This window comes from Vibrio rotiferianus CAIM 577 = LMG 21460 (genome assembly GCF_002741985.1).
In the GTDB taxonomy this organism is placed as follows: domain Bacteria; phylum Pseudomonadota; class Gammaproteobacteria; order Enterobacterales; family Vibrionaceae; genus Vibrio; species Vibrio rotiferianus.
Genome location: NZ_APHW01000103.1, coordinates 62,546 through 88,555 on the forward strand (window position 1 = coordinate 62,546; position 26,010 = coordinate 88,555).

Genomic DNA, 26,010 nt, shown 5'->3' on the forward strand with positions numbered 1-26,010 from the left:
CATATTGAAATCATTTGGCTATAGCACTACCGGATTTAGACTTAGGTTCCAATCCGTAAGGAATATCTTTAAATGCAGTTGAATGGCGATTGAAGTAGGGAGCTTGATTTACTTTTTGCCAATCTAACAACATGATTGCGAGAACATTTCTGTGTTCTCCATATTGAAGATCAAACTCGCCATCAACGGATGGGATCATCCCTTGCTCTAAGTCAATGGAACTCTGGATGGCTTCTCTTGTTTTTGCCACGACAGGATCGTCCTCCAGCCCTGCTAGCAAAAAGGTGATACCAACTTCAGCAATCACATCTTCCTTTGCTCTCAGCAAGATTGTGTCTACATTCTCACGGAAATAGTCGTAAATCCATTGGTGTTTCGCTTCATCTATTTGGTTTTGGTAGTAACGAGAGTCGGCAAAGATGATGTGAGTCATGCCATAGAGCTTGTTCATGTACTGCTGTGGAGAAAGCTTTTTGTCATTCTCATCTGGGTAAGTTGCGCGAAATGTACGTGTAAACTCATCGACTACGTCTTGCTCTCCTAACTGACGTAACCAATATACTTGATTGGCTAGTTGTGCAGCCCAAGCCTCAATCATTTCAGGGTCGTTTGCATAGATTGAAAAGTCATAGCGCTTGATGATTTCTCTGAGTTTTTGATCTTCTATATGTCTCAATCCATATTCATCTGCTCTTGCTAAAGCCCCTAGGAGATCAACGCCAAGGAAAATGTACTCAGGGTGGTGTTTTGTTACTGTATATCGTCTTTGGCTTCGCTCATCTTGCTTCTTATGGTATCCAGCTAAGCGCTTTTCTGAATATAGAATGATCTGTTCAGGAGAGTGTACTCGGGCAGCAATGCGATTTAAGCGACTTGCCACTTGTGCCATATCAGTCCAGATTGCCGGAATATACTTTTCATCGAGTGTTTGACGGTACATGCGAAGACCAAAGTGCCCTTCTTTGAACGCGCTAAGAGAAAAAAGTTGGCTTTCGTAAGTGGTCTTAATGACCTGAGCTGATTGAGAGTAAGTAAGAGGGGGCGTCTCCTCGACAGCGAGAGCGTTGGCCACCAGAGAGCCAGAGAGAAAAATAACGATGCCAAGATGCTTGCAACGCATAACAACATTCCATAACAAGAAGAGTGGTTCACTGTACCACTGATAATCTAGTGAAATGTAAGCTATTGGTCAGGCGAATGTTTTGTTTTATATCACGGTTTCTATCGCTTACTTAATCATTCTATAGGTAAGGTTGATACGCTCTCCCTTGTTTAACTTTGTTTTGGGTACACTGTGTTTCCAATAGTGTTGTATTTCACCTGCCATAACAAGCAGCGAGCCGTGAGTTAACTCAAGTTCAATGATGGAATTATCGTGTATATGCTTAAGTAAAAAACGTCTTGATTCACCAAGGTTAACAGAGGCAATGATTGGATTTGGGCCGAGCTCGGATTCATTGTCTTGATGCCATCCCATCGAGTCCTGACCATTTCTATATAAATTTGCGAGAACAGAATTGAACGGAGAGCCACATAGGCAGGAGATACGCTCACGCAGTTTCTGTAGTTCAGGCGTCCAAGGGTGAGGGGCCATAGTTAAACCAGAATAGGTGTAAGAGCGATCGCCATGCCAAGATTGCAACCTAGGCTGTAAGACAGACTTGCCGAACAACTTAATTGACTGCTGTTGCCAAGGTAAGGTGGTTCGTAGGGTATTAAAATAAAGGTCCGCTTCTCTTGTGGAGAGAAAGTCCTGTTGAAAGTAGAGCTTCCCATTTGGAATCTGTTGATAAAGTGAGCTTTTAAATAAATTTTCCCGCATCTGTCTCTCATTTTTTTTGTGAAAGTGATAAAACTACCAACTAGGTATTACTTTTACTATTTGCCTTGGTTATTCTTTAATTTAATAACTATTTTAACAATAATAATTTCGTGACTGTCACGAGACAGTGAGGACCCGATGCGATATTCGTCGAAGAAACGCTATGGTTTTGCGTTGTTTTTCCTCACTTTTATTGCTTGTTGCATTGGTGGAATTGAGCTTTTTCAGCACAATCAGCATCTGCTCTTACAAGAGCGACTTCAAGTAAAAGCGAGGGAAAAGTTGTCCGTCATTCGCTCTAACCTAGAAGCAGAAATGATGGCAGATATTTATGCCACTAGCACATTGGCCACATTAGTAACACTTTCATCTAGTCCAGATGCTTCAGAGTTGGAGGATGCTTCTAATCGAATCCTATTAAAAAGCAATCATATAGAAATCATTGGGATCGCTCAAAAGGATGTAATCCAACATGTTTATCCGACGGAAGGTAATGAGCGCATTATCGGGTTAGATTATAGAAAAGTGCCTGAACAATGGACTCAGATCCAAAAAGCAAGAGATATTGAAGAGATCTTTATTTCTGGGCCAGTAAATTTAGTTCAAGGTGGACGAGGCCTTATTGTTCGTGTTCCTGTGTTTGTCGACCCTCCAAAAAACAATGAGTATTGGGGCTCTATTAGCACGGTGATTAACATGGAAAGCTTGCTAAGAACTTCTGGAGTTCTTGATTACTCTATGTTGAGTGATCTTGTCATTCGGGGTTACAACAGCATGGGATCTCAGGGAGATATCTTCTTTGGTGACAAATCCAACTCAAAAGAGGTGATTGCTGCTGAGACCGTTCGTTTTCCATATGGTAGCTGGGCATTAGAAGTATATGAGAGCCGTGATTTATATCATAAGCTTCCTTGGTATGAGTTGAATGTAGCAAGGTTAATCGGTTATCCGGTGCTGTTTTTTCTGGGCTTTTTCCTTATTACTATTTATCGATTGTATTTGATTGCTGAAAGTCGGGCTTTCCACGATGAGCTGACGAAATTACCGAATCGACGTTACTTCATGAAGTCCTATCGTCAGCAATTTGAAATTGCGAAGCGTTACGACAAGCATTACGACTTTGCGCTCATTAATATCGATTTAGACCGATTTAAACACATCAATGATACCTATGGTCATGATGCGGGTGACAAAGTACTCGTTGCATGTGCTGATAGAATCAAAAACAGTCTTCGACGTTCTGATATTGTTGCAAGAATGGGAGGGGATGAATTCTTGGTGATGATGCATAACCCTAAATCAGAAGACAATATCCAAAATTTGCTACAAAAACTCAGGTATATTCTTTCTTCTACGCCTGTGATTTATGAAGATGAGTTGATCTATATTCGAGTGAGTATGGGATACGCAATTTTCCAACCCTCTTTGATGTCAGCGGAACAAATGATGAAAATTGCTGATGAGCGGATGTATAAGCAGAAACACTTTGGATTATAAAAGCTTGATAATCAAGGCTTTTTGCTTTTAGAGTTGCTAATGAACTAACTTAAACTTGCTGAGCTGCGTATTCAGCTCCTGAGTATCTTTTTGATACCCCAAAACCACTTCGCTGAGTGTGTCAGCTTGTTGGCCTGTTGTTTTGGCTATCTCTGCTAATATGTCGACATCTTTGTCGACGGCTTCGCAAGCTTTAGACTGCTCTACTGTCGAGTGGGCGATAGTGTTGATGTGATTATTGACATTTTCAATGCTGGTTTCTAACAATGACACGCTATCGTCAACGCGCTTAACTGCCTCATAAGTAATATCACTGGCATTCTTACTTTTGGCCATGTTTTCCACAGAAAATCGCGTTTTTTCAGTGATCTGATCTAATAACTTGCTGATATTTTCTGTTGCTTCTTGGCTACGTTGAGCTAAGTCTCGAACCTCAGAAGAGACAACGGCAAAACCTCTACCATGATCTCCTGCCCTCGCGGCTTCAATTGCTGCATTGAGCGCTAACAAATTTGTCTGCTCTGAAATACCATTAATCGCTTCAACAATTTGGCCAATGCTTTGTGTGTCGGATTCCAGCTCAGCCATACACTGTTCAGTCGCTTGGATTTGCTCAAGTAAGCTTTTTACGGAGACGAATGAACGCTCACTCTGCTGCTGACACTCTTGGACTTTATTATTCATTTCACTAGTGTCACTCAACGCTCTCTCCGTGGATTGAGCGATCTCAATACTTGACTGAGCAAGTTCTGTCATTGCAGTGGCGATATTGTCACATTTAGCAATGGTTGAACGGCTACTATTGTCTAACTCCTGAGTTGAGTCGACAATACTATTCAAACGCTCGGTGTTGTGAGTATTTGTATCCGTTACATTGAATAATAAGTCTTTAATATTCTTGGTTAACTGGTTGATACTGTTCGCAATAGCAGATATTTCATCACGTCCATTGTGGGTGAGTTCAACAGTAAGATCATGTTGTTCAGTCATATGGCCGAGTTTCTGTTTCATGGAGCCAACTCGATATCTCAAGCTACGTACTAGCGTCGATACTAGACCCAGCAGCAATATTGAGGCGATTAGGGTGACGCCAATAAGGACATTGCGGTTGAATACCGAGTCTTTTAGTAAAGCTTCAGCATGAGCTAACATGTCTGATTGCATGTCATTCCGGAGCTGATTCAATAATCCAATTCTCTGCGTTGCAGCAGGAAACCATTCGGTAGCCGAAGGCCCTTCTATTTGTCCGAGATTGTTTTCTTGTGCTAAAAAGCGCAGTTGAGTTTCTTCTACGTTTTTCCACGCCGAATCCTGTTGTATCTGCCTTAGTTGTTGTTGGTATATCGGTAACATCGCAATATGAGCCATTCGCAGGGCGTAGTTCCCTGATTGGATGTAACTTTTGACCCTTGAGAACAGTACTGGGGTGGCAGTTTTGCTCGCAAAGACACCATTAAGTGCTCCGCGTACTTGTCCAGCGCGCTCCTTCATTGTGACTACCGCAACAAGAGAGTCTCCTATTAGGGCGAGTTCGTTACTCTGTGTTTCTGCGATCACTATCTTGATGTTGTCGATGATGAGCTGATTGAGGTTGGAATAGTAATTAAAAGGCGAAATATGAGGGGCCAGTTTGTCTACCCCCTCCCTTACTTTATTCAGTTTTGAGAGTTGTTGCTTCACATCTTGTGCAAGCGATGTGGTGAGATTGCTATTTAGCGTGTCTGTTTCAGACTGCGACAGAGCTAAGATGGCACTGTCTACCTTTACTCTTTGCTGACGCAGTTTGTTGATAATCTCTGGGTTTCCTTTGCTGCCCAGCACACCTGCGGTTAGCCCTCTTTCTACTGCCAAATTATGCGCCAAATTATCGTAATTTGTGGCCAGATTAACGAGTTGTGTATCCCTTATCGCGATTTGGCTCGTTGTTCTAATTCCAAGACATTTTGCGTAGACAATATGATTGCAATAACCAGAGGAACTCCGGCTGCTATGCATACGACGATATATAATGGAAATCGACGAAGTAAACTTGTCATTTTGCCTCCAGCTTGTCTTTGATCATGTTGATATGAAGTTACTTTTTCTCTATTAATCAAAGTATAGGAGAGCCATTATGGGAACTGTTGACTATTCGCGATGACATCCGTTCTTTTTGTTGATGAAGTGATAAATATCAACAATTCGAGTGGCAGAATCTGATTTTATTTGCAATATGCAAATGCATTTTGCGAAATGTTTGTTCAAATACTCATCAATATGCACTAGGAACAAGGAAAATAAGCTAATATAAAGTTGGCACGCATCATGCTTTATACAGAGTGACCCTTATTAAGCCGAGGGTCACCTAGCCAACTGACGTTGTTAGTGAATACACATTGTTCACAAGTATATACCGCCAATCACACCATTGTGATTGGCGTTTTTTCTTTCTATAGGTCAATAAGTTGTGCTTCTTCTCCAGATTCACCTGATTCTCCACATTTGCTGTAACAACTTGGTTGTCGTGGACACACTGCTCCTCTTGAACAAATCAATCTTGCTTGGGTTTGAATTCCCCTTTCTATCCAATTGATGTTGAGAATCTTGGCTATCGTTGTGAGATCTTTCTTGATGTGCTGAGGAATCACGGTACTGCCACCGGAAGATACACACAGTGATTTCAGTTCTTCCGCTATCGCTATAGCATCACCGCCTTGCGCTGAGATGGCAGGGTTAAGATCAATACCAGCACAGAGTACACGGTTGTTACCTGCGGGATCGAAGACATTGACAGACTCACAGCAGTAGATTCTTGGTTCATCTCCTACGTTTAGGATGGAAATTTGAGCTGAGCTCGTATCTAGTGGTTGTGATAAGCGGCGGAATACCGCCCAGTGCTGACAAGGATCGTTCACTTTACGCATGTTGCCCCATGGGAGTGGGATACCATTACCTCGATATACGGCTTTGAGTTTACCTGGACCATAGGCATCAAAGTAATGCCAGTGCGGATAAGGAGACACTACCGTCATACGGCGCATGGCTACCGAAGGTGATACCCCTGCTTTTTTGTGCACATCGATTTCATAGCCAGAGCGGTCTAGCAATTGGCGAAACGGAACTTTCGGACACAATAAGGCACCGGCAAAGAAACTCGACTCAAAGTCACGCCACGCTTGTAGAATATCTTGTGAGTTGAGCTCAGAATTAGAGACCTGTGCGCCACTTTGCTCCCAGTTGTTCTGGTGACCTATAGACAACACGTTACTCATGCCATCACTGCTGTGCAGGACTCGATGGCCGATATACACGGCTAAATCGTACTTCAAACGAGTAGGGTAGTCGCGCATACGTTTGTTTAAATAGATGGTTCCAGGTGCTTCCATAAAGGAAGTAATCAACTGCTTCGCACTCACACCGAGTTCGTCGATTACATCTTGTGGAGAGCGATCTATCCAACGAATATCTAGCCCCATCGATTTAGCAATATCGATTAAATCCTCTACCGACAGGTTTAAACGCTTCAAACCAACTTCTTCGGCAGCTCGTTCTAGGTCGGGGAAGTGGTTTTGGTGATTTTCTTGGTGCGCCCGAATTAAGAGATGCGCGAACTGACGCCCGGTGATACCAGTCTGTGAGAGCATTTCAGGTATCGCGATTTGTAGGATTTCATTAGAGAATAAGAAGCTTGGCTCTAAAGCCATACCACTGATGCCTCCTCGATTCCCCTTGTTTGGTGTAATGGCTTCGAGTTCAGGCTCATCATCCAGAAACCAAGTAGGTTGTTTTTGGAAAACTTCAGCAATAACTTCCAACATATCAATACTTGGAACGCGTTTTCCCCGCTCAATCATAGATAAGTAAGATACAGAAGGAGCATACTCTGGATTAATTCGTACGCAGCGCGCGGACAAATCCTCCATCGTTAAATGGTTGTTTTTCCTTAGGTTGCGAATTTTCGTCCCTAAGAAGTGAGATTGGCGTATAAGACTTTTTGACACAGACATTTTGTAAAATTCACATTGTAAAATTTTTGTTGTGAAATTGTAGTCAATAATTCGCTAGTCTACATAATGAGCAGGCAAGGAAATTAACCATCTACTTCACAGAATTGTCTGAAACTTAAACAAAGGTTTTAAGTTTTTACTCTAGGAAGAGTGTTTAAGTGCGAGGAAACGACGATGAATATGCTAAATTTCGATAAAAATGACATCCAACAACAAGAACGCCCATTTATCGCTGAAGCAGTATTTGCCGTCGAGGCGGTATGTGCTGAGCAGCAGAGCGAGAAACAAGTTATGGCGAAGCAGCTACTAGACCGCATGTTCCCATTAGAGAGCGGTTCACATCAAGATGTTTCAAGCTACGTTATCGACTACCGCCATGTTATGGCTTACTTCAAAGACGGAACGCACAGTGGTTTGAAAAGCCCAAAACATTTCGTGGCATATACAGGTGAAAAAGAAGATCCAAAATCAATCCTATTTAAAGACGAATCTGGCAGTCACGCTGAAGTGATGTTTGGTTGTCACAAGGGTACTGGCTGTGTGGAGTTGATGGATATTGATGATATCCAACTGGAAACGAGAACAACTTTTAGCCCAGAACTTACTGGTAATGCTCCAACTGCAATGCGTCATTGGATCAGCCTAATCAAAGGCGACAAGAAAGGTAAACCAATGGCATGCAGTGAAGACAAAGAGTACACCGCGAAAAACGGCGATGATTACTTCCTAAGCTACTGCTACAGCATTGATTAAATCATCGATAGCTTAGCCGACTAATTAAGTAGCCTAAGAAAAGCAAAACCCCAAGCACGCGCTTGGGGTTTTTAGTTCTGTTGAACAAAGCGTTTTTATTGAAGCTCAGTTTTACAACGGCATCACTCGGTTTCTACCTAACTGCTTGGCTTCGTAAAGTTGCTTGTCCGCACGTTCGACTAACGCTTCCGCACTATCACCTACACGGTACTCTGCCACACCAAAAGATGCAGTGATACTTTCGATCTGTTGCCCTGAACGCTTATCTTTAACTCGAAGTTTTTCTATGACGCGTCGCAATGTATCGGCATATTGGCGTGCAATTCGTAAAGACTTGTTCGGTACGATCAATGCGAACTCTTCACCGCCAAATCGATAAGCACTAATGCCTTCTCGGCAACTTTGTTGGAGCTTTTTGGAAATGGCTTTGATAACGGTGTCACCAAACAAATGGCCATAGTTATCGTTGAAAGTTTTGAAGTGATCGATGTCCAGCATAATCAAGCTCAGTGCTTGATTGCTACTAGTAAGCATACTTAAATCGTTATCAAACGCACGGCGATTGTACAACTGACTCAGTCCATCAAACAGTGCGTCTTTTTGCACCTCTGACAGTTGTTGCTTCAAGCGTGAGATTTCTTCGCTTGCATTGCTAAGCTGGTTGTTCAAAAAACGGGTGGAATGACGAATTTCTCTTGATTCTGAAACTAATTGACGAATTACACCCATGACTTCTTCAATGCTCAAACCGTCATCTTCCACTTTTTCCAGGCGGCCAAAGCTTTTATCCACCATATCGGAGAAAGAAGAAGTGTCGGTCAACGTATCCGTCATAGAGCTTGCAACCTCACCAAGCAGAACCTCAACATTTGTTTTTAGCTCTTCTAAACTGGTTTCAGACTTACTGGCTACATAACTGTTGTATAACTGTTTGTTGGTTGCTGGTGGGCAAACTTCGTAGTTTTCAAGCACCATATCCAACTCTTGGTTTAACTCAGGAATGGTTTTGTCCACGTAGGTATACCAAAGCGCATAGTTAGCCGGAGTGGCAGCTACGTGGTTTTTTATCATCAATGGGACTGCTTTTTTTAAGTTTGCAGTCGATTTTTTAAATTCGTCACTCATTGTCGCGAAAGCACTAGCAAACTGTATTGCGCATAGGTTAGCGAATTTTGGTTAATATCGCTTTAATTTTTGTCATTTTTAGTCCAAAAATTAAAAAAAACTTGGCTCACTATCAAATAGTTTGCTGAATGATGTCAGGTAAACCATATGCAATTACTATTTCAGTACACCTAGACAAGAGCTTCCTATTGCCATGTTCTGACACAGTGATCGATCTCAGGCTCTACTCGTAACGTGTTGAGAGAGTTTAATTAAATCTGAGATAGAATCATGAGTATTGGCTTATATTGGTTTACCAACGACTTGAGAGTGCACGACAACCCAAACTTAACTAAAGCTACTTCGGAAGTTGATCTTCTTGTCTGCCTTTATTGCTACCCCAAGATATCTCCTTATTTAGCGCAATATGCGCAAGTGTCTCAGTTTGGTGTTGCGAAACAACAGTTTCTGGATGAGTCATTATTTTGCCTCAACTCATCTTTAAATACATTGAACCAGCGATTATTGGTGGTTATTTTGCATCCTTATCATGCGATAAAGCATGCTATTGAAAACTTCGGTGTCACACGTCTTTATGTCAGTGCTATTTCGGGTTGCGATGAACAAGCCGTGCTTGCGAAGTTACAAGTTGAATACCCGCATATTTCTGTTGTCCAACAAGAGGCGCAAAGTCTTTTTTGTGCTAGGCAGTTGCCATTTAAAACAGACGATTTACCAGATACTTTTACGAAGTTTCGCAAACAAGTTGAAGCGCTCCATATTTCAGAGCCAGTCGAAAAAGTCTCTGCACTCCCACCTGCGCCGGAAACTCTCCCGATATCAACACTGAGCCTAACTCGCGACTTGAAGCCAGCGCTATTTTCAGGGGGAGAGCAAGCTGGGCTTGAACACAGTCGCCAGTATTTTTCCTCGACATTAGCCAGTGAATATAAACAAACGCGTAACGGTTTAGATGGCATGGATTACTCCACCAAGTTCTCTCCTTGGTTAGCTCATGGGTGTCTGTCGCCGAAAACCATTTATGCCATGCTTAAACGTTATGAAGCCGCGAATGGTGCAAATGATTCAACCTATTGGATTTACTTCGAACTGCTTTGGCGTGAATACTTTTATTGGTATGCCCGTCGATACAAGCGGCAGCTCTTCCGATTCGGTGGCATCCAAAATCAAGCACCACTCACCAGCTTTTACGCGCACCGTTTCCAACAATGGAAGAAAGGTGAAACGCCATTTCCTATCGTGAACGCGTGTATGCACCAACTTAACGAAACGGGCTATATGTCTAATCGTGGCAGACAGTTGGTCGCCAGTTGTTTGGTGCATGAGCTAGGGCTCGATTGGCGCTATGGCGCAGCATATTTTGAAACACAACTGGTTGATTACGATGTGGCATCGAACTGGGGAAATTGGCAATACCTCGCGGGCGTTGGTGCCGACCCTCGTGGTTCAAGGCAATTCAACCTCGAGAAGCAAACCGAAATGTACGATCCGCACATGGAGTTTATCGATAGGTGGAAAGGGCGTTGTGCTGGCGCGTGTTCGGATAGCGTAGATATGGTCGATTGGCCGATTGTGATGGGGTGTGATGAAAAGACTTCATCCTAGGAGAAGCGGCAATGCAATTTGAAACAATACGATTGATCTTGGGCGATCAACTCAACAGCGAGCATTCTTGGTTTCAACAACCAGACGACCGTGTTCTTTACCTGATTGCGGAGTTCAAACAAGAGAGTACCTACGTAACGCACCATATTCAGAAAGTGTGTGCGTTCTTTTCTGCAATGGAAAATTTTGCGAAAGAGCGTCAGAGTGAAGGCCATCAAGTTTTGCATCTCACGTTGGATGACACACAATCCTTCGACGATCTGGAGCAAGTCTTAAATCACTACGTGGGCGAAGTTGGTGCAAGTAAGTTTGAATATCAACGCCCCGATGAATATCGACTTCTAGAGCAGTTAGCCAAACTAAAGCTTGATGGGGTAGTGACGCGTTGTGTTGATTCGGAACACTTTTTGTTGCCGTTTGAGGAAATAGAATCGCAGTTTCCTCAAGGCAAACACATCATGATGGAGCACTTTTATCGCCGCATGCGCAAGCGCTTCGACATCTTGATGCAAGACGGCAAACCAGCTGGCGGGAAATGGAATTACGATGCCAATAACCGTAATAAGCTCAAGGCCCAAGACATTGAGCAACTGCCACAACCTCTGATGTTTAGCACCGATGTGCGCGATATTACTGAGCGGTTGGCACGACACAACATCAAAACCAGCGGAAATCTTGGGGGTGACTTGCTGTGGCCGATTAATCGCGCGCAAAGCCTGTCTTTACTCGCACATTTTTGCCAAGTCTGTTTGCCATTGTTTGGACGTTTTCAAGACGCCATGACAGGTCAGCACGATGCCAAGTGGAGCGTATACCACAGCCGAATTTCGTTCTCGCTGAACAGCAAGATGCTGCATCCGAAAGAGGTGATTGATGCCTCTCTTAAGGCGTTTCACTCCAACGCGTACATCGACATTTCTCAGGTTGAGGGATTTATTCGTCAAATCTTAGGTTGGCGAGAGTACATCCGTGGCGTCTATTGGGCGAACATGCCTCATTACCCGAAAAAGAACGAGTTGGGCGCAGAAAGAAAGCTGCCAGACTTCTTTTGGAATGGCGAAACCAAAATGGCCTGTATGCGCAATGCGATTGGTCAGTCTCTCGATTACGCCTACGCACACCACATCCAACGTTTGATGGTGACTGGTAATTTTTGCTTGTTAACCGAGATAGATCCAGACCAAGTGGATGAGTGGTATCTCGGTATCTATGTTGATGCGATTGAATGGGTAGAAATGCCGAACACTCGTGGTATGGCATTGTTTGCGGATGGCGGCATTGTTGGCACCAAGCCTTACGCGGCAAGTGGCTCTTACATCAACAAGATGAGCGATTACTGTAAGGGTTGCCATTACGACAATAAAGCACGCAGTGGAGAAGGCTCGTGTCCGTTCAACAGCTTGTATTGGCGTTTTATGAATAAGCACGACAAGCGTCTCGCAACCAATCCACGAATCGGGATGATTTTCCGCTCTTGGGACAACATGGAAGAACAGCAACGCCAAGCGATACTTGATACCGCAGAGCATTACATAGAAAACGTGGAGAAGTTGTGATGGAAATACTCATCGTCGGTGGCAATGGTGGAATTGGTTTGGCGATGGTGCAAGAAGCCGTCGCTCGGTTCCCTCAAGTGCGTGTACATGCTACCTATCGTAACCAGAGATCTGATTGGCAACACCCTCATGTGACTTGGTATCAGGCGGATGTGTCGCATGATGAGCAGGTGAAAGCGCTTAGCGATCAAATTGAACATGTCGACTGGTTGGTGAACTGCGTTGGTATGTTGCACACCCAAGACAAAGGCCCTGAGAAGAACCTTAGCTCCCTTGACGCAGACTTTTTTCAGCAAACCATCATGGTTAATACTCTGCCAAGTTTGCTGTTGGCGAAATACTTCACGCCCAAGCTAAAGCGCAGTACCGAACCCAAGTTTGCGACCATTTCGGCCAAAGTTGGCAGTATTAGCGACAATCAGTTGGGTGGTTGGTACAGCTATCGTGCATCGAAAGCCGCATTAAACATGTTCCTCAAAACCATGTCGATCGAATGGCAAAGAATGGTCAAGCACGGTACGGTGCTATCGCTTCATCCAGGAACCACAGACACCGCTTTGTCGGCACCTTTTCAAACCAATGTGCCAGAGGGAAAATTGTTCACACCAGAGCGAGTCGCAAAGGATCTATTCGGCTTGATAGAAAAAGCAACCCCGCAAGATAACGGGGCGTTTTGGGCTTATGATGGGACGTTATTGCCTTGGTAAAAGCGTTATTACAAAAGCAGAGTAGCACCATGTGCAGAGAGGGTCGGAGTGCCCTACGTTTTCGTTGATCTATTTCTTCGGCAACGCTCAGAACAATAAACGATTTCCTCCCAATTTCGCGCCCACTTCTTTCTCCAAGAAAATGGGCGCTGACAGACCGGACAGACTTTCATGGGAAGGTTGGATTTAAAACCTTTCATCGCGCTGAATGTTCACTCCTAATATGGTTAAAACAGAGGTCTAGTTACTTATCAAATAGGTACAGATAATCGCCGTAGCCTAAACTCGCCATCTTGTTCACTGGTACAAACTCCATTGCGGCTGAGTTCATGCAGTAACGTAAACCGGTCGGCTTTGGACCATCTTTAAATACATGGCCAATATGTGAATCACCAAATTTACTGCGGATCTCGGTACGCGGATAAACCAGTTTAAAGTCGGTCTTCTCTACGATGTAGTCTGGGTTGATCGGCCTAGTAAAGCTAGGCCACCCTGTACCCGATTTGTACTTATCTGTTGACGAGAACAAAGGCTCACCGGTGACGATATCAACGTAAATGCCTGCTTCCTTGTTATCCCAATATTCATTGTTGAAAGGTCTCTCGGTGCCTTCTTCTTGGGTGACGTAGTATTGAAGTTCAGTCAGCTTCGCTTTTATTTCTTTGTCTGAAGGTTTTTCGTAGACCTTAACTTTTGCCATCAGGTCTTTTTCATTAATGAGCTCACGCAGTGACTTCGGGTTGTCTTTACGATCATCACCAAATACTTCGTCTAGGTATTTATCTCGACCAGACGCGTAGCGGTAGTATTTATACTTCAGGCTACTCTTCTTGTAGTAATCCTGATGGTACGACTCCGCAGGGTAGAACTTTTCAAACTCGATCAGCTCTGTTTTCAACGGTTTTGGATAGATCATCGCCTTGTCGATCTCCATCATAAACTGCTCAGCAACCTGTTTTTGCTCGGCATCATGGTAGAAAATCGCAGGGCGATATTGGGGACCACGGTCGACGAATGAGCCTTTGTCGTCAGTCGGGTCGATATGGCGGAAGAAGTAATCCAATACTTGCTCGTAGCTCACAACAGCAGGATCGTACTTCACCTCAATCACTTCAATATGGCCAGACTTGCCAGAAGAGACTTGTCGGTAAGTTGGGTTTTCTAAATCACCACCCGAATAACCAGAAACCACGTCTAACACACCTGGTAATTGCTCTAAATCCGATTCGGTACACCAGAAACAACCACCTGCTAATGTTGCGATGTCAGCTTTTTCTGATGCGTTCATCTTATCCATGGTATCGGCAGTACCTGTTTTACTTAGCAAGATGAACAGTACAGGCAGTGTGAATGAGAATCCCACCAACAACTTAGATACTTTCTTCATAACTTCCTCAAACGTCATTTTCTCAATGAATCTTACGTAACAGGACAGACTGAGGAGCGAAAAAATTACAGTGAAGATGAAAATTTCTTTGCCCTTTTTTTCAAGGGGGCTACAGTAACGGCATAAAATACACGCTCATCGGAAGACAATCATCGGTGAGGCAGAAGCATTAATGAGGGAAACCATGCAAGCAGAAGTAAAATGGGTCGAAGACTTTAAATTCCTAGGTCAGTCTCAATCTGGTCACTCAGTCGTGATGGATGGTAATGGCGGTGCAACAGCGCCAAGTCCGATGGAAATGGTTCTTATGGCCGCAGGTGGTTGTAGTTCTGTAGACGTTGTTGATGGTCTAAAAACGGCAGGCCAGAAAGTGGCTTCTGTTAACGCGAAGCTAACCACTGAGCGCCGTGAAACCGCGCCACGTATCTTTACTCAAGTAAACATTCACTTTGAAGTTTCTGGTGATGCACTAGACCCAGAAATCGTGGCGAAAGTTACGGCGGATTCTCTTGAGAAATACTGCTCAGTGTGCCTAATGCTAGGTGAAGGTGTTGAGATGACCCACAGTTGGGAAATCGTATAATCACTCACGTGAAAAATTGACAAAATAGGAAAGAGAAAAGCCCGTGCTTTTCTCTTTTTTTATTCCCCTTTTACGCTAATCTGGCTTGGTCAAAAGTTGTAGGAATGATCCAGTGACCGAACTAGAAAAAATGATGTCTGGCCAAGTGTTTGATGGTGCAGATAAAGAAATCGATGCGATCCGCACTCACGCAACCCATGCGTTGATGGCGTTTAATAACAATACCGATGAATCTCAACGCGATGCGTTGCAAAAGAATCTATTTGGTAGAGTTGGGCGAAGCATCATCCAAGCTCCGCTGCATTGTGAATTTGGTAAGACGATTGAAATTGGCGAAGAGACCTTCATCAATATGAATGTCGTGATGTTGGATGGCGCTAAAATCACCATTGGTAACCACGTTCTTATCGGCCCTAGCGTTCAGTTCTACACCGCTTCGCACTCTCTGGATTACCGTAGCCGACTCAAGTGGGAAACCTTTTGTAAGCCAATCACAGTTGAAGATAGCGTCTGGATTGGTGGTAATTCGGTCATCAACCAAGGTGTGACCATTGGTGCTCGCTCTGTGATTGCTGCTAACTCAGTGGTAAACAGCGATGTACCACCGGATTGTTTATATGGCGGTACGCCAGCTAAATTGATTCGTCGCCTAAACGAGGGCGAGTAAGCACACATACCCAAGGCGCTTATTCTCATAATCAATAAGCGCTTATTTACATATCATTCAAATTAATTTATAAATTTCATGTATTTATTTTTGCTGTCTATGAAATTCATAAGAAGAATGTATGAAATTGAATGTTGTAATGGCTTGCCTGCTGATGGCTGTTGTTTCAGTTGCTACTGTTTTTTATCTCCAACCTCTTATTGATGGAAAACTCACCACCCCAAAATGTTCAGAAGAGGAAACCGTTACAACTTGGTTGAACTTCTATTTTGACGAACGAACACTTGACTACCTTTACGTAGAAGAAATAGAAGCGTACGTAGATCGCAGCATCCAATTTTCTAACAAAACACTACAAAACTCTTGTATCCCAATGGAGCGAAAGAAAGCGTCTATTGAGTTTGTAGATTTGTCTGGCTACACCATTTTTGACTTTTCAACGGCCAACTATGCGCTAGAACAAGTACTGGGTGAGTACATTATGGCTTCCTACGAAGAATCTCCTGATCAGTTTTATATTTTGGTAACCCCTCCACTCGTGACCAATGAGTCGGGTGAAGAAGGAATGGTTACGCTTGGTAGTGCCTGGGTGGATATCAAGCCCCAGTTTGTCGTCATGGATCTTCGATTCTCGGATAACGTTTTGGAACACGAGTTAGGCCACTTAGCTTGGGCACAACACGATATCAAAACATTTGATAGACAAGAGAAAGAAGAACTCTTCCCAGTTAGGGAAAGCATTGCCATGTGGGATCTTCCCAAACTTAAGAGTTATGCCTATGGCGCGCTTTGTGGTGATGCTGGGAGCGTTATGAGCTACGAGGAAAAAGTATTACCTATCTACTCCAGTCCAAATATTACCTACCAAGGGGAGGTATGTGGCAATCGAAAAAGCGCAGATAATGCAAGGTTGTTAACGGAGTATGCTCGAGTATTACGAGACAAGGTTGATGCAAGACCTTGGTGAAGAGATTGTCAAAAACTTAAGGAGATTAAGATGTCTAATAAGACAGAAGTTCTAATGTGTCCTTCATGTGGTGTGGAAACGCATCATGTCGTGGTGTTAGTCAGAAAGAAAAGCGCGTTTGAGGGAGATAAGAATCGCAGTAAAAAGGAGTTCATCACAGGCTTTCTAAAAAGTACCGTTTTTGGTGCTTTTCTCGCTTCCATGGATGATTTTTCTCGTCACTTGATTTGCGAGAACTGCGGTCATAAAACCATACAAGATTAAGATCGTCATTACAAAATAAGGGCATCCTATTTTAGTCGTTCATCTTAAATTTTGAGCCTATATTAGCTCGACTTGATAGGAACTTCATTAAGTTGAGGATACTTTGTTGTTCGATACCTTCATTGAAACCTTTCAAACAGTATTTAACACCTCATTAAAATTTATTGGGCTAGGGAGCTAGATGAAATCAATACCCGAATTATTGCTTGGTCTATTGGTGAATCATTGGGTGAACATAGCGGTATGGCTCGTGTTGTTAGCGTTGGCTGCATATGGTTTTTTTAATCAAGTAACTTGGCTGAAAAGTTATTTAGTTTACCTAAAAATTTACTTTTACATACAAGCGCCATGGATCATTCCCTTTTTTATCGATGGCGTACTTAGAAAGATTTTGCCCTTTGTAAAAGGAGGTTCTGAAGTCCTACCCTGGTTGCTTATTGTTACGTACCCGACAGGTATTATTGCGATGCTAGCCTGGAGTCTATACTTAGTAGTCAAAAAATAACGCTAACTTCAGTTCACGATGTTCACCCATTTCCCCGAGAGTAAATCAATCTATCAGCGAGCCCTAGAGAAAGGGCTCTTTTTATTCAAGAATGGAAGATCACTTGTTCCTCTTCGGTCATTACAAGTGTCGCTTTGTTTTGCTCTATAAGCTGAGCGGCATAAGAAGGCGTCACGGCTTGCATCTCGCCTTTTGCTTTTAGCGTCAGTGATTCCCACGCTTGGTCACGATATTTACCCGCTTGGGTATATTGAATCAGTACTTTCATAGCTTCACACTCCGGTGTGGTTAACGTGCTACTTAAGTTAGCGCTCTAGTGATGGTTGCGCACCTGTTAAAAATGAAACATTAGATTAACTAAATATAATCGCGCTAAACGATATCAAGTACCAGCACCTATTAGTAGCGATCCCAGTAAGGAGTATCGGTACCGAGCTTCTCGCTGATGAAGTCGATGAACACTCGTACTTTCAATGGCATGTGCTTACGCTCTGGAAACACCGCATAGATGGCATGCTCTGGGAGGGAGAACTCTTCCATCAAGGGTTTTAAGTTGCCTGCAGCAAAGTCTTTGGCGGCAATAAAAGTCGGTAACTGCGCGATGCCAGAGTCTCTTAGAAGCAGTTGGCGAATCGCTTCGCTGTTGTTGACCACAAAGTTGCCCTTCGGCAGCACCTTGTATTCGTTGCCACTGTTGATGAACATCCACTCGACACCGCCTCGGAAATACGAATAACGCAAACAGTTGTGCGTCACCAAGTCGCTTGGTTTAGTTGGTACGCCAAATTCTTCTAAGTATGTGGGAGAGGCGCACAGTACGCTTTTACAGGGAGCAAGGCGCTTGGCTACAAGGTTAGAAGTCGCAAGTTCGCCAATGCGAATCCCTAAATCAAATCCTTGTTCGACCAAATCCACCATGGCGTCTTCAAGTTGTAAATCGACTTCAATTTTCGGGTACCGTGCAAGAAATTCGCTGATAAGTGGTGCAACGTGCAACACGCCGAAAGACATCGGTGCAGTGATTTTGAGACGACCTTGGGGTGAGCCTTGCAACTCAGAAACGGCATCCACACCTTGCTGAGCAAGGTTCACTGCTTGTGAAGCATACTCAAAGTATCGACGTCCTGCTTCGGTTAGGCTGAGCTTTCTTGTGGTGCGATTAAGCAAGCGAATGCCGAGGTCGTCTTCGAGTTGATTGATGCGTTTACTGATCGCCGATTTGGTGAGGTTCAACTGCTTGGCGGCAAGGGAAAAGCTGCCGCATTCTACGACAGCGACAAATACTGGCAGTGACGCAATGGCATTCACGGTGTGCTCCTAGGCTATTGGGGTTATCTATTATTAGTTATATTGTTGAGAAAAACGATACAATCATTTTCCAATTATAGAGATTATCTTAAAGAAGAAAACAATTAGACTATGCGGCAGAAAACGACCTGGATATTGGAAAGAAGAAAATGAAATACGATTGGATCTTGTTTGACGCTGACGAAACCTTGTTTCACTTTGATGCCTTCAAAGGTTTGCAGCTGATGTTTTCTCGCAAAGGCGTAGACTTCACCGAGCAAGATTTTGCCCACTACCAAACGGTCAACAAGCCACTTTGGGTAGATTACCAAGATGGTAAAGTGACGGCAGATGAGCTCAAGCACAAACGTTTTACCGAGTGGGCAGAAAAGCTCAATACGACGACGGCGGATCTCAACACTGCATTCTTAGAAGCGATGGCAGACATTTGTACTTTGCTGCCGGGTGCGAAAGAGTTGATGGAAGCGCTGCAAGGTAATGCAAAGATGGGCATTATCACCAATGGCTTTACCGAGCTGCAAGCGATTCGCCTAGAGCGCACAGGCATGAGCGATTACTTTGAGCACGTAGTGATCTCTGAGCAAGTTGGTATTGCCAAGCCGGATCTAGGCATCTTTGAGTACGCGATGACGCAAATGGGGAACCCATGTAAGACGCGTGTATTAATGGTGGGTGACAACCTACATTCTGATATCTTAGGTGGCAATAACTTTGGTATTGAAACGTGTTGGTTAAATACTACAGGCGCAAGTGTGGATGAGCGTATTGCGCCTAGCTACACGGTGGAATCATTGAACGAGCTTAAGAACATTCTTGTGGCTTAAGTGAACAAATAAACGAAAAAAGCGCTGATTTCTCAGCGCTTTTTGGTTTTTATCGATGCTGTTTTGTATTCATCGATCTTGCTTACTAGCTAGCGTTGTTTTCAGCTAATTCACGTTGTGCTTGTTGCTCTCTTTCACCAAGCTTGAAGTAAATCTTACCGACGATGACTTCTGAAATCAGGATGGTAAACACCACCGCAAAGAAGGCGACGACACCGTTCCAAGGACCACTAAAGTCAACCTTGTCACCAAACAGAATGTTAATCGCTTCTAGCATCACGAACTTCGAACCGACTAGGATAACGTACGTCGAAAGACCACGGTAAATCTTAGGTGCCGTACCCGGCTTCGATTTAAAGTACTCTGCAATTTTGTGTTCTGCTTTGATAGACAGCTTTAAGAGCAACTGAAGCAGCAGTGCCGCGGCGAAAGAAATCGTAAATGAATCAATGGTTACGAAATCCCAATATTCGTCATAGAAGTTCAGTACCGTAAGGTCTACCAATACCGCCAAGGTATAACCAACAAATAGACGTTGTGGAGTGTTGAAACCGTAGACTTTATCCGATGCGCTCATAAGAACCCTCAATCAATAGTGAACTAGTTTGCAAAGCCATGCTCTGCGTCGATGGGTTAACTATATGAGTTCCTCGAATTGAAAACTTGCCATTTCGCGCCATCGTAATCATTGCGATGAATGATTGTTTTGATGGGATATATTGAATTCCAATAAGCGCGTTGAATTTGAAAATCGTCTACAAACTGACACGCAAACAGCGTTAGAATAGCTTCTAATCCCATAACTAATTTCGAAGAATCAAGCAGTAAGGACTCTCATGGCAGACATCAAGCAGCTCGACAGCAAAGTGGTGTATCAAAACAAATGGATGACGGTACGTGAAGATAAAATCCAACGTCCTAGCGGAGCCGAAGGTATTTACGGTGTGGTCGACAAGCCAGACTGTGCAGCGATTCTGGCGATCGATAACGGCGTAATTCACTTAGTACAGCAGTTTCGTTACACCGTAGGGCAACGTTGTTGGGAGATCCCACAAGGGGCATGGGAATCAAATCCAGATGCGGATCATCTTGAGTTAGCAAAAGGTGAGCTTCGAGAAGAGACGGGCATGCAAGCCAATAAGATGGAGTACGTCGGTGCGCAGTTCATCGCTTACGGATTCTTAAACCAGACCTGCCATGTCTATTTCGCTAGTGAGCTGTCTGAAGTGGGTAATCAGCTAGACAGTGAAGAAGAAGACTTGATCACGCGCTCATTCTCAGTTGAAGCGTTCGAGCAAATGATGATCGACGGTGAAATCAAAGACTGTGTGACCATCGCAGCATATGGGTTAGCTAAACTAAAAGGTTTAGTGTAAGAAGGAGCCGTCTGTTGAATACACCCTTATCTTAAATGCTGCTGATTTAGGTTCTGCTTTGACAAAGCTACCAAATCATCATTGCAAGGTTAATGAAAAGGGACGGTAAACCTGCGATAAAAAAGATAAATCCAAGCTGATAGTTTTTGTTTAAGTCTGTCTCCAAATGCTGTCGAGCTACCATTGAATGCACTTTATCAGTGAACTCATCATCGAATTCCGAATGGCGGGAGTACATGCCTCCTTCCCAAGTAAACTTCGCTAGTGCCCAAATAACTACAAGGACGAAGAACAGAAAATCACTTAAATGGGTGGATTGAAATTGAGGTATGTAGTGAGATAGCCCAAAAACCACTGCAGCAGCGATGATGTTAATTAGCGCCACAATTTGTAATAACCTTAACACGCAGGCTCCTTGTTCTTCTTATCTTTGTTAAACAACGCATTGGCACAATCTATAGACAATATCGCATTGCATTTTAGTTCATTGCGTTTGTTACGCTTGTTGTGAATGTTGGGGAGCCTCTCTAATAAGAGAGGCTCCAATTAAGTAGTTTAGAACGGGTGATTAGATAACTGATTGCTGTGTTCTAGCATTTGTTCTGCTACGTAACGATGTGTCGCCGTGGTTGGGTGAGTCACATCCCAGAACACAAACTTGTCTGAGCCAGAAGAGGCACACTCCGAGCGCAATGCATGATGATATAAGTAATCTGCTGATGAAGATCGGTTGATGTCTTGGCAAGCTTGGCTTGCATTCACAAAGCCATGTTGCTCTGGATTTTCGGTCAGGCTTTCAAACAGCGCGTGCGTATCGTACAAGGTAATGTTGTAACCTTGCGCCGTGTAGTATGCCGCTTGTGCTTTAATGAACTCGTTCATTTCCACGATCTTTGCACGGATCTTGTCGATTTCTTCTTGAGTCGAGTACGTAAATTGTGGCGCACGAGTGGCGTCTGGCAGTGTCATCAACAATAAGTTCTTCGCACCAGCATCGGTCAGTTTGATTAAGGCTTCCGCGTAGTCTGATTTCACTTCTGGAACGCTACGGTTGTAGTTCATAAAGTCATTCAAACCAAACTCAAGCGTAAACAAGGTATTGGCTGGCTTGTAGTTTTTTGCCAGTTTCGCATACGCCAAATAAGAGGAAACCTGTTCACCGACCCCCGTCAGTGCGATGTATTGGTTTTCACCGGCAGCACCACCAACCGCCCAGTTGTATAGCGGTAAGTTCTTCGCTTTAGCAATGTATTCCGTCCACACGAAACCGTTTGAGAAGTGCCCTAAGAACCAGCTATTCGGGTTTGGGAAGCGCCATTGTGAAGCATTAAAGATATTGCCTGTATCCGACAAACTGTCACCCAACGCAACCACTTTGTTGATTTGATCTGGTTGCATTACAGGATCGTTGCTCCAGATAGTGTGGTTGTATGAGAACCGGTTATCTGCTGCAAAGAAGGTGATGTCAGCGTTTTCATTCGCGAGATCAAGGGTTTGCTCACAACGTTGCTTGATGATGCTTTGTGGTGTGTCAGTGTAGAACATGTTCTTGAAAGAAACTGAACTCCACCAGTAGCCATCGATTGTAAAGTAACTGCCGTCAGGATTTTCTGCCCATTCCCAATCAGTCGCAGGCTCATCAAGTGAATAGCTCGTTCGATACCAACAACGAACATAAGTATAAGTTTGGTGGCTTTGAGCACTAGCAACTTGTGCTGCGGTGACCATTTCTGGAGACAAAGAAGGTTCTGCAGCATGGGCAGCAGCGAAAGGGAGTAATGCACTTAATAATGTGATTGTTTTTTTCATGATTGACTCTTCTGTAATGATTATCGTCATGATTTAAGTGAGAATATATCTCATCTACTACCCCATTTTGAGTAAAAGAACTAATTAGTCAAATATCTAAATATTCAAAATGTTGATTTTGGTACCACAATCTAGTTTCAATAGATTTAGTAAATGGGTGGATTTTATAAAATATAGAATAATTACTCACTAACATTAATTTAACATTCACTTTTTCGTTAATAAGTAATTGCTTTATAAGTTTTTTGTTATCTTTTTGTATGTTAACTAAATATGTTGTTTTGATGATCTTTTGTTCATTGTTGTGCATTCATAAAACAAATTGTTTGGCATTTTTAATCGATAATCTATAGCTGAGTAGCTCGTGTTAATGACGTGTAATTGATTTTTCATGAGCATAGAGTGAATAAAAATCAGCTCAAAAAGGAATAGAGCAAATGCACTACACAACAACTAAATTAAATGGCTTGTTTTCATTGTCTGCCGTTGCAGTGGCACTGACATTTTCGATGTCAGCGCATGCGGCTCCTCTGACGGGGTTCGACGAATCTAACTTGCCGACTAAATACATCGTCAAATTTAAAGAAGATACGTCCAGTCCTTCAGCATTAGGTGGAAACTCATTCTGGGGGCCACGCATCGCGCAAGAGTCGGTTTTAGATCAGCTCAAAGCGCGTAAAGTGGAAAAGCTAGGAAACCGCGCAATCTACAGTGTGGAGATGGAAGACTCGGAACTGGGGCAACTGCGCAACCGCAGTGATGTGGAATACGTGGAGATTGACCCACCGCGTTATCTGTTAAGTGAGACTATCCCATGGGGCTATGAGGCGGTTAACGCTCAGCTTTTGGATGACTCGAGTGCAGGTAACCGCACTGTGTGTATCATCGATTCAGGCTACGACCTCGCACACAACGATCTGAGTGGTAACCGAGTGTCGGGTACAAACGACAGCGGTACAGGCTCTTGGAGTGTTCCGGGAAATAACAACGCCCACGGTACACACGTAGCGGGTACGATTGCTGCGATTGCCAACACGGAAGGCATCAAAGGCGTTATGCCAAACCAAAATGTGAATTTGCATATCGTTAAGGTGTTCAATGAAGCGGGTTGGGGTTACTCATCTAGCTTGGTGAAAGCGGTACAAACTTGTGCTGACAACGGCGCGAACGTCGTCAACATGAGCCTTGGTGGTAGCCAATCGAGTGTGACGGAGAAAAACGCGTTGCAAACCATTTACGACCAAGGCGTGCTGCTGATTGCCGCTGCGGGTAACGATGGTAACACTGCGCACAGCTACCCAGCATCTTACGATTCGGTAATGTCCGTTGCGGCGGTGGATGATAAGCGTGATCACGCGGCGTTCTCTCAAGCGACAGATCAAGTTGAAATCGCAGGTCCGGGTGTAGCAATTCTGTCTACGGTGACAGTTGGCGAAGGTAAGCTTTCAGACATTCGCTTGAACGGTGTTAGCCAGTTCGATCGTGGCATCGTTCCTCACAACCGCTTGATCCAATCGGGTGGCAGTTACGGTCCTGAGCCAGTTCCAGGTTCTATCACAGCCACACTTGCAAGCTGTGACGTATCCGGTAGCAGCTTCAGTTGTGGCGATATGTCGGGCAAGATCTGTTTGACCGAGCGTGTGGGCAACCAATCATCTGGTAATTACCCAGAAATCGATGCAGTTCAAGCGTGTTACAACGCAGGTGCGAGTGCAGCGATTGTGTACAGTAACTCCGAGCTACCGGGCTTGCAGAATCCTTTCCTTGTCGATCAAAACAACGCGGCGCGTATTGTGTCGGTGACAGTTGATCGTGCCTTCGGTCAGGAGCTGTTGGGTTACGTTGGTCAAGACATCACGGTATCGACCACTAAGGGTGAAGACTACGAGTACTACAATGGTACGTCGATGGCGACGCCACACGTAACCGGTGTTGCGGGTTTGGTGTGGAGTTACCATCCAACCTGTACCGCAGCGCAAGTACGCAACGCGCTGATCAAGACAGCAACGGACATCGACGTAACAGGTCGTGATAACCGCACTGGTCACGGTTTGGTGAATGCCGATGCGGCGAAGCAATACCTAGATGCTGGCTGTAACGGTCCTGATGGTGGTGGTTCTGGCAACGACAACGTTCTAGAAAACGGCGTGGCGAAAACACAGCTTTCTGGCGGCAGCAAATCAAGCACAGTATTTGTGTTTGACGTCCCTGCAGACGCAACGCAAGCGACATTCAACATGAGTGGCGGCTCTGGTGATGCTGACCTTTATGTACGCTTTAATGGCACACCAAGCACCAGCACTTACGACTGTCGTTCATGGGCGAGCGGCAATGGTGAAAGCTGTAGCTTGAACGTATCTGGCGCAGGACAATATGAAGTATTGGTTTACGGCTACAGCGCGTACTCTGGTGTTTCTCTTGTCGCGACGCATAACGGTTCGGGTGATTCATCTGGTGGCGGCTCTACACCTTCTAGCTACACCAACTCGAATGCAGTAGCAATTCCTGACAACAGTTCTGCAGGTATTGTAAGCCCATTAGATGTGGCTCGCTCTGGCGATGCAGGTTCAGTGACTATCGACTTGGATATCACTCACACCTACATTGGCGATCTTCGTGTCACGCTAACGTCACCAGATGGTGGTCAAGTAGTACTGCACGACAATGCGGGTGGTGGTGCGAACGACATTAAAACCAGTTTCCAAGCGGACTTCTCTGGTTTTGAATCGCAAGGCACATGGGAACTTAAAGCGGTGGACAATGCCAGAAGAGACACAGGCACCATCAACAGTTGGACTCTGACCTTTCAATAAGGAGTGACTATGAAGAAGTTGACCTTACTTTCTTTGTCTGCGGTAGGCGCTACCGCACTATTGGCAATCGGACTGAGCTCAAGCAGCTTGGCAAACAATCAAGGATTTCCTCTCGTGGATGAACGCCAAGATCAAGCCGAGCAGCAACCTGCACGTTACTTTGTTAAGTATCATGAAGGAAAAGAGAGCGAAGTGAGAGCGCTTCTTCGTCAGCACAACATTGAAGTGGTCGACGCTCTGGTGAAACAACAGGTGTTGATTGTGGTGGGTGAACAGGCGGAAGTCGATAAACTCGCCGATCACGATGCGGTCGAATACACCGAGCAAGAGCCGACAAGAAAGCTGCTATCTAACGGAAGTACGCTTCAATAAGCCAAGCTTTCTTAAGATAGTGCCAAAAAGAAAAACGCCCCTCACGTGAGGGGCGTTTGTTTCATTTACTTGTGGAAGATGAAG

At 44.2% G+C, this 26,010-nt stretch carries 25 protein-coding genes and 1 pseudogene; 14 read left to right on the top strand and 12 right to left on the bottom strand.

What is annotated here, in order from left to right; translation table 11 throughout:
• Positions 1-10: 10 nt before the first annotated feature.
• Positions 11-1,120 carry a DUF3541 domain-containing protein gene (locus tag B853_RS18765; RefSeq protein WP_038886250.1) on the bottom strand — a complete coding sequence of 370 codons (1,110 nt, stop codon included), beginning with the start codon at positions 1,118-1,120 and terminating at the stop codon, positions 11-13.
• Between the two features lie 108 nt (positions 1,121-1,228).
• Positions 1,229-1,822 (bottom strand): alpha-ketoglutarate-dependent dioxygenase AlkB family protein, encoded by a 594-nt coding sequence (locus B853_RS18770; protein ID WP_038886252.1) that lies wholly within the window; start codon positions 1,820-1,822, stop codon positions 1,229-1,231.
• 138 nt (positions 1,823-1,960) lie between these two features.
• Between B853_RS18770 and B853_RS18775 the strand changes: the two genes are divergently transcribed.
• A complete protein-coding gene (locus B853_RS18775; RefSeq protein ID WP_038886254.1) occupies positions 1,961-3,319 on the top strand; it encodes a diguanylate cyclase in 1,359 nt (452 codons plus the stop codon).
• 36 nt (positions 3,320-3,355) lie between these two features.
• On the opposite strand, the pseudogene B853_RS18780 reads toward B853_RS18775, so the two are convergent.
• Together B853_RS18780 and B853_RS18785 are read right to left on the bottom strand one after the other, a co-directional pair.
• Positions 3,356-5,355, bottom strand: a pseudogene (locus B853_RS18780) (methyl-accepting chemotaxis protein).
• Positions 5,356-5,748: 393 nt separating this feature from the next.
• Positions 5,749-7,305, bottom strand: coding sequence for a DUF3612 domain-containing protein (locus tag B853_RS18785; protein ID WP_081641228.1), 1,557 nt, complete (start codon positions 7,303-7,305; stop codon positions 5,749-5,751).
• A gap of 174 nt (positions 7,306-7,479) precedes the next feature.
• Between B853_RS18785 and B853_RS18790 the strand changes: the two genes are divergently transcribed.
• On the top strand, positions 7,480-8,058 hold the full coding sequence (locus B853_RS18790; protein WP_038886259.1) for an aldolase/citrate lyase/malate synthase family protein: 579 nt from the start codon (positions 7,480-7,482) through the stop codon (positions 8,056-8,058).
• A 111-nt stretch (positions 8,059-8,169) separates the two neighbouring features.
• Here the strand turns inward: B853_RS18790 and gefA are convergent, their stop codons facing one another.
• The gene (gene gefA / locus B853_RS18795) at positions 8,170-9,183 is read right to left on the bottom strand and encodes a diguanylate cyclase GefA (protein ID WP_038886262.1); all 1,014 of its coding nucleotides are present in this window, start codon (positions 9,181-9,183) and stop codon (positions 8,170-8,172) included.
• Positions 9,184-9,453: 270 nt separating this feature from the next.
• Here gefA and B853_RS18800 point away from each other — a divergent pair, with 270 nt between their 5' ends.
• The 3 genes from B853_RS18800 to B853_RS18810 are packed head-to-tail and all read left to right on the top strand — an operon-like array spanning position 9,454 to position 13,051.
• A complete protein-coding gene (locus tag B853_RS18800; RefSeq protein WP_038886264.1) occupies positions 9,454-10,788 on the top strand; it encodes a DASH family cryptochrome in 1,335 nt (444 codons plus the stop codon).
• A gap of 11 nt (positions 10,789-10,799) precedes the next feature.
• The gene (locus tag B853_RS18805) at positions 10,800-12,344 is read left to right on the top strand and encodes a cryptochrome/photolyase family protein (RefSeq protein ID WP_038886266.1); all 1,545 of its coding nucleotides are present in this window, start codon (positions 10,800-10,802) and stop codon (positions 12,342-12,344) included.
• Entirely contained in the window at positions 12,344-13,051 is a 708-nt protein-coding gene (locus tag B853_RS18810; protein ID WP_038886268.1) for an SDR family oxidoreductase, read from the top strand. The genes B853_RS18805 and B853_RS18810 overlap by 1 nt, the downstream gene beginning before the upstream one ends.
• A 53-nt stretch (positions 13,052-13,104) precedes the next feature.
• Here B853_RS18810 and B853_RS18815 read toward each other — a convergent pair whose 3' ends face one another.
• Both B853_RS18815 and msrB read right to left on the bottom strand, forming a co-directional pair.
• A complete protein-coding gene (locus tag B853_RS18815; RefSeq protein ID WP_010450720.1) occupies positions 13,105-13,251 on the bottom strand; it encodes a DUF2256 domain-containing protein in 147 nt (48 codons plus the stop codon).
• 44 nt (positions 13,252-13,295) lie between these two features.
• Positions 13,296-14,438, bottom strand: a complete 1,143-nt coding sequence (gene msrB, locus B853_RS18820; RefSeq protein ID WP_038886290.1) for a peptide-methionine (R)-S-oxide reductase MsrB — start codon at positions 14,436-14,438, stop codon at positions 13,296-13,298.
• 184 nt (positions 14,439-14,622) lie between these two features.
• On the opposite strand from msrB, the gene B853_RS18825 reads away from it, so the two are divergent.
• The 5 genes from B853_RS18825 (at position 14,623) to B853_RS18845 (ending at position 17,424) form a co-directional block, all read left to right on the top strand.
• A complete protein-coding gene (locus B853_RS18825) occupies positions 14,623-15,021 on the top strand; it encodes an OsmC family protein (protein ID WP_038886269.1) in 399 nt (132 codons plus the stop codon).
• A 112-nt stretch (positions 15,022-15,133) separates the two neighbouring features.
• Positions 15,134-15,688, top strand: coding sequence for a sugar O-acetyltransferase (locus tag B853_RS18830; RefSeq protein ID WP_038886271.1), 555 nt, complete (start codon positions 15,134-15,136; stop codon positions 15,686-15,688).
• Positions 15,689-15,809: 121 nt separating this feature from the next.
• The gene (locus B853_RS18835; RefSeq protein WP_038886273.1) at positions 15,810-16,655 is read left to right on the top strand and encodes a hypothetical protein; all 846 of its coding nucleotides are present in this window, start codon (positions 15,810-15,812) and stop codon (positions 16,653-16,655) included.
• A 30-nt stretch (positions 16,656-16,685) separates the two neighbouring features.
• Entirely contained in the window at positions 16,686-16,919 is a 234-nt protein-coding gene (locus B853_RS18840; RefSeq protein WP_038886275.1) for a hypothetical protein, read from the top strand.
• Positions 16,920-17,100: 181 nt separating this feature from the next.
• A complete protein-coding gene (locus B853_RS18845; RefSeq protein ID WP_038886276.1) occupies positions 17,101-17,424 on the top strand; it encodes a hypothetical protein in 324 nt (107 codons plus the stop codon).
• 85 nt (positions 17,425-17,509) lie between these two features.
• On the opposite strand, the gene B853_RS18850 is transcribed toward B853_RS18845, so the two are convergent.
• Both B853_RS18850 and B853_RS18855 read right to left on the bottom strand, forming a co-directional pair.
• Positions 17,510-17,692 (bottom strand): hypothetical protein, encoded by a 183-nt coding sequence (locus B853_RS18850; protein ID WP_010645366.1) that lies wholly within the window; start codon positions 17,690-17,692, stop codon positions 17,510-17,512.
• Positions 17,693-17,823: 131 nt separating this feature from the next.
• Positions 17,824-18,732 (bottom strand): LysR family transcriptional regulator, encoded by a 909-nt coding sequence (locus B853_RS18855; RefSeq protein WP_038886279.1) that lies wholly within the window; start codon positions 18,730-18,732, stop codon positions 17,824-17,826.
• Positions 18,733-18,881: 149 nt separating this feature from the next.
• Between B853_RS18855 and yjjG the strand changes: the two genes are divergently transcribed.
• Positions 18,882-19,556 (top strand): pyrimidine 5'-nucleotidase, encoded by a 675-nt coding sequence (yjjG, locus tag B853_RS18860; protein WP_038886282.1) that lies wholly within the window; start codon positions 18,882-18,884, stop codon positions 19,554-19,556.
• Positions 19,557-19,641: 85 nt separating this feature from the next.
• Here yjjG and B853_RS18865 read toward each other — a convergent pair whose 3' ends face one another.
• Positions 19,642-20,133, bottom strand: coding sequence for a hypothetical protein (locus B853_RS18865; RefSeq protein ID WP_010450738.1), 492 nt, complete (start codon positions 20,131-20,133; stop codon positions 19,642-19,644).
• Between the two features lie 259 nt (positions 20,134-20,392).
• Here B853_RS18865 and B853_RS18870 point away from each other — a divergent pair, with 259 nt between their 5' ends.
• The gene (locus B853_RS18870; RefSeq protein ID WP_038886283.1) at positions 20,393-20,932 is read left to right on the top strand and encodes an NUDIX domain-containing protein; all 540 of its coding nucleotides are present in this window, start codon (positions 20,393-20,395) and stop codon (positions 20,930-20,932) included.
• Positions 20,933-20,999: 67 nt separating this feature from the next.
• Here the strand turns inward: B853_RS18870 and B853_RS18875 are convergent, their stop codons facing one another.
• Both B853_RS18875 and B853_RS18880 read right to left on the bottom strand, forming a co-directional pair.
• Positions 21,000-21,338, bottom strand: coding sequence for a hypothetical protein (locus B853_RS18875; protein WP_038886285.1), 339 nt, complete (start codon positions 21,336-21,338; stop codon positions 21,000-21,002).
• A 149-nt stretch (positions 21,339-21,487) separates the two neighbouring features.
• Positions 21,488-22,744: an SGNH/GDSL hydrolase family protein gene (locus tag B853_RS18880; protein WP_128826984.1), complete on the bottom strand. Its 1,257-nt coding sequence runs from the start codon at positions 22,742-22,744 to the stop codon at positions 21,488-21,490.
• A gap of 434 nt (positions 22,745-23,178) precedes the next feature.
• Here B853_RS18880 and B853_RS18885 point away from each other — a divergent pair, with 434 nt between their 5' ends.
• Positions 23,179-25,554 carry a S8 family serine peptidase gene (locus B853_RS18885; RefSeq protein WP_128826972.1) on the top strand — a complete coding sequence of 792 codons (2,376 nt, stop codon included), beginning with the start codon at positions 23,179-23,181 and terminating at the stop codon, positions 25,552-25,554.
• 9 nt (positions 25,555-25,563) lie between these two features.
• Positions 25,564-25,926 carry a hypothetical protein gene (locus B853_RS18890; RefSeq protein WP_038886584.1) on the top strand — a complete coding sequence of 121 codons (363 nt, stop codon included), beginning with the start codon at positions 25,564-25,566 and terminating at the stop codon, positions 25,924-25,926.
• Positions 25,927-26,010 lie beyond the last annotated feature (84 nt).

What these genes read in the sequence shown, in the direction of transcription:
- B853_RS18800 (WP_038886264.1), top strand. Translation starts at nt 9,454, where the DNA reads ATGAGTATTGGCTTATATTGGTTTACCAACGACTTGAGAGTGCACGAC.
- yjjG (WP_038886282.1), top strand. Translation starts at nt 18,882, where the DNA reads ATGAAATACGATTGGATCTTGTTTGACGCTGACGAAACCTTGTTTCAC.
- msrB (WP_038886290.1), bottom strand. Translation starts at nt 14,438, where the DNA reads ATGAAGAAAGTATCTAAGTTGTTGGTGGGATTCTCATTCACACTGCCT.
- B853_RS18805 (WP_038886266.1), top strand. Translation starts at nt 10,800, where the DNA reads ATGCAATTTGAAACAATACGATTGATCTTGGGCGATCAACTCAACAGC.
- gefA (WP_038886262.1), bottom strand. Translation starts at nt 9,183, where the DNA reads ATGAGTGACGAATTTAAAAAATCGACTGCAAACTTAAAAAAAGCAGTC.
- B853_RS18810 (WP_038886268.1), top strand. Translation starts at nt 12,344, where the DNA reads ATGGAAATACTCATCGTCGGTGGCAATGGTGGAATTGGTTTGGCGATG.
- B853_RS18825 (WP_038886269.1), top strand. Translation starts at nt 14,623, where the DNA reads ATGCAAGCAGAAGTAAAATGGGTCGAAGACTTTAAATTCCTAGGTCAG.
- B853_RS18770 (WP_038886252.1), bottom strand. Translation starts at nt 1,822, where the DNA reads ATGCGGGAAAATTTATTTAAAAGCTCACTTTATCAACAGATTCCAAAT.
- B853_RS18865 (WP_010450738.1), bottom strand. Translation starts at nt 20,133, where the DNA reads ATGAGCGCATCGGATAAAGTCTACGGTTTCAACACTCCACAACGTCTA.
- B853_RS18765 (WP_038886250.1), bottom strand. Translation starts at nt 1,120, where the DNA reads ATGCGTTGCAAGCATCTTGGCATCGTTATTTTTCTCTCTGGCTCTCTG.
- B853_RS18850 (WP_010645366.1), bottom strand. Translation starts at nt 17,692, where the DNA reads ATGAAAGTACTGATTCAATATACCCAAGCGGGTAAATATCGTGACCAA.
- B853_RS18885 (WP_128826972.1), top strand. Translation starts at nt 23,179, where the DNA reads ATGCACTACACAACAACTAAATTAAATGGCTTGTTTTCATTGTCTGCC.
- B853_RS18790 (WP_038886259.1), top strand. Translation starts at nt 7,480, where the DNA reads ATGAATATGCTAAATTTCGATAAAAATGACATCCAACAACAAGAACGC.
- B853_RS18815 (WP_010450720.1), bottom strand. Translation starts at nt 13,251, where the DNA reads ATGAAAGGTTTTAAATCCAACCTTCCCATGAAAGTCTGTCCGGTCTGT.
- B853_RS18835 (WP_038886273.1), top strand. Translation starts at nt 15,810, where the DNA reads ATGAAATTGAATGTTGTAATGGCTTGCCTGCTGATGGCTGTTGTTTCA.
- B853_RS18785 (WP_081641228.1), bottom strand. Translation starts at nt 7,305, where the DNA reads ATGTCTGTGTCAAAAAGTCTTATACGCCAATCTCACTTCTTAGGGACG.
- B853_RS18845 (WP_038886276.1), top strand. Translation starts at nt 17,101, where the DNA reads ATGAAATCAATACCCGAATTATTGCTTGGTCTATTGGTGAATCATTGG.
- B853_RS18870 (WP_038886283.1), top strand. Translation starts at nt 20,393, where the DNA reads ATGGCAGACATCAAGCAGCTCGACAGCAAAGTGGTGTATCAAAACAAA.
- B853_RS18840 (WP_038886275.1), top strand. Translation starts at nt 16,686, where the DNA reads ATGTCTAATAAGACAGAAGTTCTAATGTGTCCTTCATGTGGTGTGGAA.
- B853_RS18890 (WP_038886584.1), top strand. Translation starts at nt 25,564, where the DNA reads ATGAAGAAGTTGACCTTACTTTCTTTGTCTGCGGTAGGCGCTACCGCA.
- B853_RS18775 (WP_038886254.1), top strand. Translation starts at nt 1,961, where the DNA reads ATGCGATATTCGTCGAAGAAACGCTATGGTTTTGCGTTGTTTTTCCTC.